Raw genomic sequence first — 3,732 nt, 5'->3', positions numbered from 1 at the left:
CGTCGGCATACAGCGAAATCGTCGGCGTGACGTTGTAGCGCACGCTGGCATCGGCCTGCCCATAGGCCGCGCGGGTGCGCGGCAAGGTGCTGCCGCCGCCGCAGTCGACGGAGAAGTGGTTGCGCCAGTTGTAGCTCAGCCGCGCCTGGAAGCGGCTGTCCTCATAGAACACCGAGCCGTTGTACGACTGCTTGGACAGGCCCGGATAGCCACAGCTGGCGACGCCGCCTTCCCGCGTGGCGTTCGCGTCCACATAGGTGAAGTTGGCCGCCACGCCGAAGCCCTGCAGCAGCCCGTTGTTGGCGTCGAAGGCGTATTGCCCGGCCAGCTCCAGCCCTTTGATCTTGCCTTGTTGCCCGTTGCGGATGCGGGTGTCGTGCGCGATCTCGGGGAACTGCGGCAATTGGATGTCGATCAGCCGGGATTCGAGAAAGTCGGTGACCTTCTTTTGGAAGACCGCCGCGCTGACGTAGTTGGTCTTGGACAGATACCACTCCAGCGACGCGTCCAGGTTGGTCGAGCGCATCGGCTTGAGATAGGGGTTGCCGCCGCCGGTCTGCACGTCCCCAAAACGGCCACCGTACCAGTTGCTCACGCCCATCTGGTTCAGCGTCGGGCGCGTCAGTGTCTTGGAGGCCGCCAKGCGCAGCACGAGGTCGCGAGTCAGGTCGAGTTTGAGGTTGGCAGAGGGCAGCAGGTTGTTGTAGCTGTTCTCGACCGAGTTCACGCTGTCGGGGCCGTAGTTCAGGATGTAGGTCGTGTCGTTGGGGCTCTTGACGGCCGACAGCAGCACCCGGCTGATGCCGATCGACGTGGAGTTCACGTGCACATACCGCGCGCCCACATTGCCCGACCAGCCGTCGCCCTCCCACTTGCTGTCGACAAAGAGACTGGACACCTTCTCCTTGACGGCCCACATCGACGGCCTGGTGTAGTCGATGGCCATCGGGCCGTTGGGGTACCTGGTCTTGTCGCCGTAGAGCGCCGGATCGTTGGACTGCGCGATCAGCGACGGCTGGTTCAGGTAGGCCATGTAGGCGTAGGGGTCGAACCTCAGGAAGGTCGACGGCATCGCGCCTTCCGCGCCCAGGATGTTGTCGAGCTTGCTCACCGTGAACAGCGAGGCCGGCAGCGACACGTGATAGCCGCTGAATGCGTTCCACGAATCGCTGTTCCATTGGGTACGGTCCACCTTGCGGCGCGAGGCCGCGAGGCCGAACTGCAGCCCCTTGAAGTAGCCGATCTCATGATCCCAGCCCAGGTTGACGCGGCCTTCCTTCAGGTCGTCGCCGTTGCGGATCTGGCCGTAGGCGACGGCGTGGGCACGCACGGCGGCGGGGTCGGAGAGGCTGTCGCCGAAGTGGATGGTGGGCGTACCGTCAAAGGTCAGCGTGTCGCCGTTCTTGGGCACCATGCCGGCGACGATCCACATGTCGGGCGTCCCCGAGGTCGTGCGCGACGTGGACAGGTCGGCTTCCAGGTTCCACTCCGGCGCCAGCGCCCACTTGGCATTGCCGCCGAAGGCCTTGGTGGTCGACAAGCGGTCGCCGGCCTTGACGATCATGTCATTGGAATTCGCCTCGCCGAGCAGCTTGCCCGGGCCGGCAATCTCCGGGTTGTTGGCGAAGAAGGTCGAGCCCGGCCGCAGGAAGCTGGTGATCTGGTTGTCCGAATTGAACTTGACGCCGAGCTGGGTGGGGTTGTTCCAGTCGCTGACCGCGATCACGTCGTTCTTCTGGTCCAGCCGCGAGTACAGCGCATCGGCCGTGAGCTTGAGCGCCGAGCTCGGGTTGAACTGGACGGTGCCTGCGGCCACCAGGCGCTTGCGGCGCTCGTTCTCCTCCTGGAACCCGAAGCTCTGCGGGATGTAGAGCTTCTTGACCGTCACRTCGGCCATCGTCAGGTTCTTGGAATTCAGGTCGCCGTTGATCAGCGTCACGTCCTTGTAGTTCCACGCGTCGTTGACGGCCTTGGTCTGCTTCGAGGCACGGTCGGTGTACGACAGGGAACCGCTGACGCCGAAGCTGCGGTCGTCGTTCGCGAACGAGTACATCGCGCTCGCGTTGGGCGTCTTCTTCTTGGAGTTCGAATCGTAGGACCCGGACAGATTCACCACCGCGCTGTGGCCCTTGCGGCCCAACAGCGGCCGCGCCGTTTGAATATCGACCGTGGAGCCGATGCCGCCCTCGGGAAGGAAGGGCTGGGCGGTCTTGTAAACCAGCGCCTTCGAGATGAGATCGGGCGACAGCAGGTCGAACGAGAACTCACGGCCGCCGGTATCGCTGGTCATGGTTCGGCCGTTGACGAGCACATTGTTGAATTCCGGCCCCAGCCCGCGCACGGAAATATACCGGCCCTCGCCGTTGTTGCGCTGGATCTGCACGCCAGTGACGCGCTGCAGCGATTCGGCGATATTCGTGTCGGGGAATTTACCGGCGTCTTCCGCGGACACCGCGTCGACGACGCCGTCCTGCATGCGCTTGGTCGCGACTGACGATTCCAGCGAGGCCCGGATACCAGTGACGACGACCCGTTCGAGGTCCTGCTTCGCCGCTTCTTGCGCATACAGCGGGGAGGCCAGCCAAAACTGGCTGATCAAACCGGCAATGACGGTTTTTGCGAAATTCTTTGACCGCATGGTTGTCTCCGTGAGGTGGGTATGTTTGGCAGGCGAAACAAAATGCGTTCGCCTGCCGCTTTATTGATACCAATCATTACACCGTTCGCAGTGGATTACACCTGAACAGGTAATATCGAAAGGCTAGCACCGTTGAATATTCAATTCGTATGCTGTTTTGCCTTTGCCCCATCCAAAGTTCGTATAGCTGGTAATAAACATATAGTTACGGAGTGGCGCTTTAGGGCACAGGCTTTCCCGTCGCTCAGGGTTTCGGACGCCACTGCAGCACTCGCACCTTGCTGGTCGGAACGTCAGCGGTGCCCTCCCCGTCCACCTGCTGCACGGTTTGCAGGAACAGGTTCAATTCGCCTCGCTCGCGCCATAACTCCGTGTCGAAGCTGGGTTCCCACGCGCCGGCGGAATCCGCCGTCAGGTCGTGCACGGTCCAGCGCCCGCTGCTGAAATCCTCAATACGGGCGACCGATACCTTGCTGCCCCGCTCCTCGTCGCGAAACACCAGCAGCGCCTTGGGCTCACCGCCTCCCAGGCCCACCATGATTTGCGGGCGTGACACGGGGATCGCCTTGGTCCCCACGCCGCTGAGCGAGAACGGCGTGCGCCGAAAGTCCAGCTCCAGTTCCCGCCAGGCACCGCCGCGGCGGTAGACCACCTGGTATTGCGGCACCGTGCGGCCAGCGCGGCGCCAGTAGCTGGCGATGTAGGGGTTGCCGTCCTGGTCGGCCGACATCGAGGTCTGGTTGATCAACTCGCTGTTCTGCGGGATGTGCGCGGCGACCTCGGCGCTGGACAGCGTGATGGGCAGCGCGCAGGGCCGGCCGTCCGAGGTCTCCCAGCTGCGGCCGCCATCGCGTGAGCGGGCATAGGCCAGATCGTGGTTGCTGGCGACGTCGGGCGACTCGCGCCAGACCCAGGACAGATGCAGTGTGCCGCGGTGGTCGAGGAAGGCTTGCCAGTAGGCGTTGCGCTTGCCTTCCCCGCTGATCAGGTTGCCGTGCAGCCGTGTCCACTTTTGCGTGGCGACGTCGTAGCGGTTGAGCACCAGGTTGCCCCGGCCCGAACCACCGTCCCGGTAGAAGAACAGCAGATTGCCG

General features: G+C 63.4%; 2 protein-coding genes. Both read right to left on the bottom strand.

What is annotated here, in order from left to right; translation table 11 throughout:
• Positions 1–2,638, bottom strand: a 2,638-nt coding sequence (locus ACXJKR_RS26970; RefSeq protein ID WP_457325432.1) for a TonB-dependent receptor, incomplete at its 3' end; no start/stop codon positions are given.
• 244 nt (positions 2,639–2,882) lie between these two features.
• Positions 2,883–3,732 (bottom strand): BNR repeat-containing protein (locus tag ACXJKR_RS26965; RefSeq protein WP_457325431.1); only part of this gene is annotated, 850 nt, incomplete at its 5' end.

The organism is Roseateles sp. P5_E11, from assembly GCF_054049355.1.
This window is presented reverse-complemented; position numbering and strand designations above follow the sequence as displayed.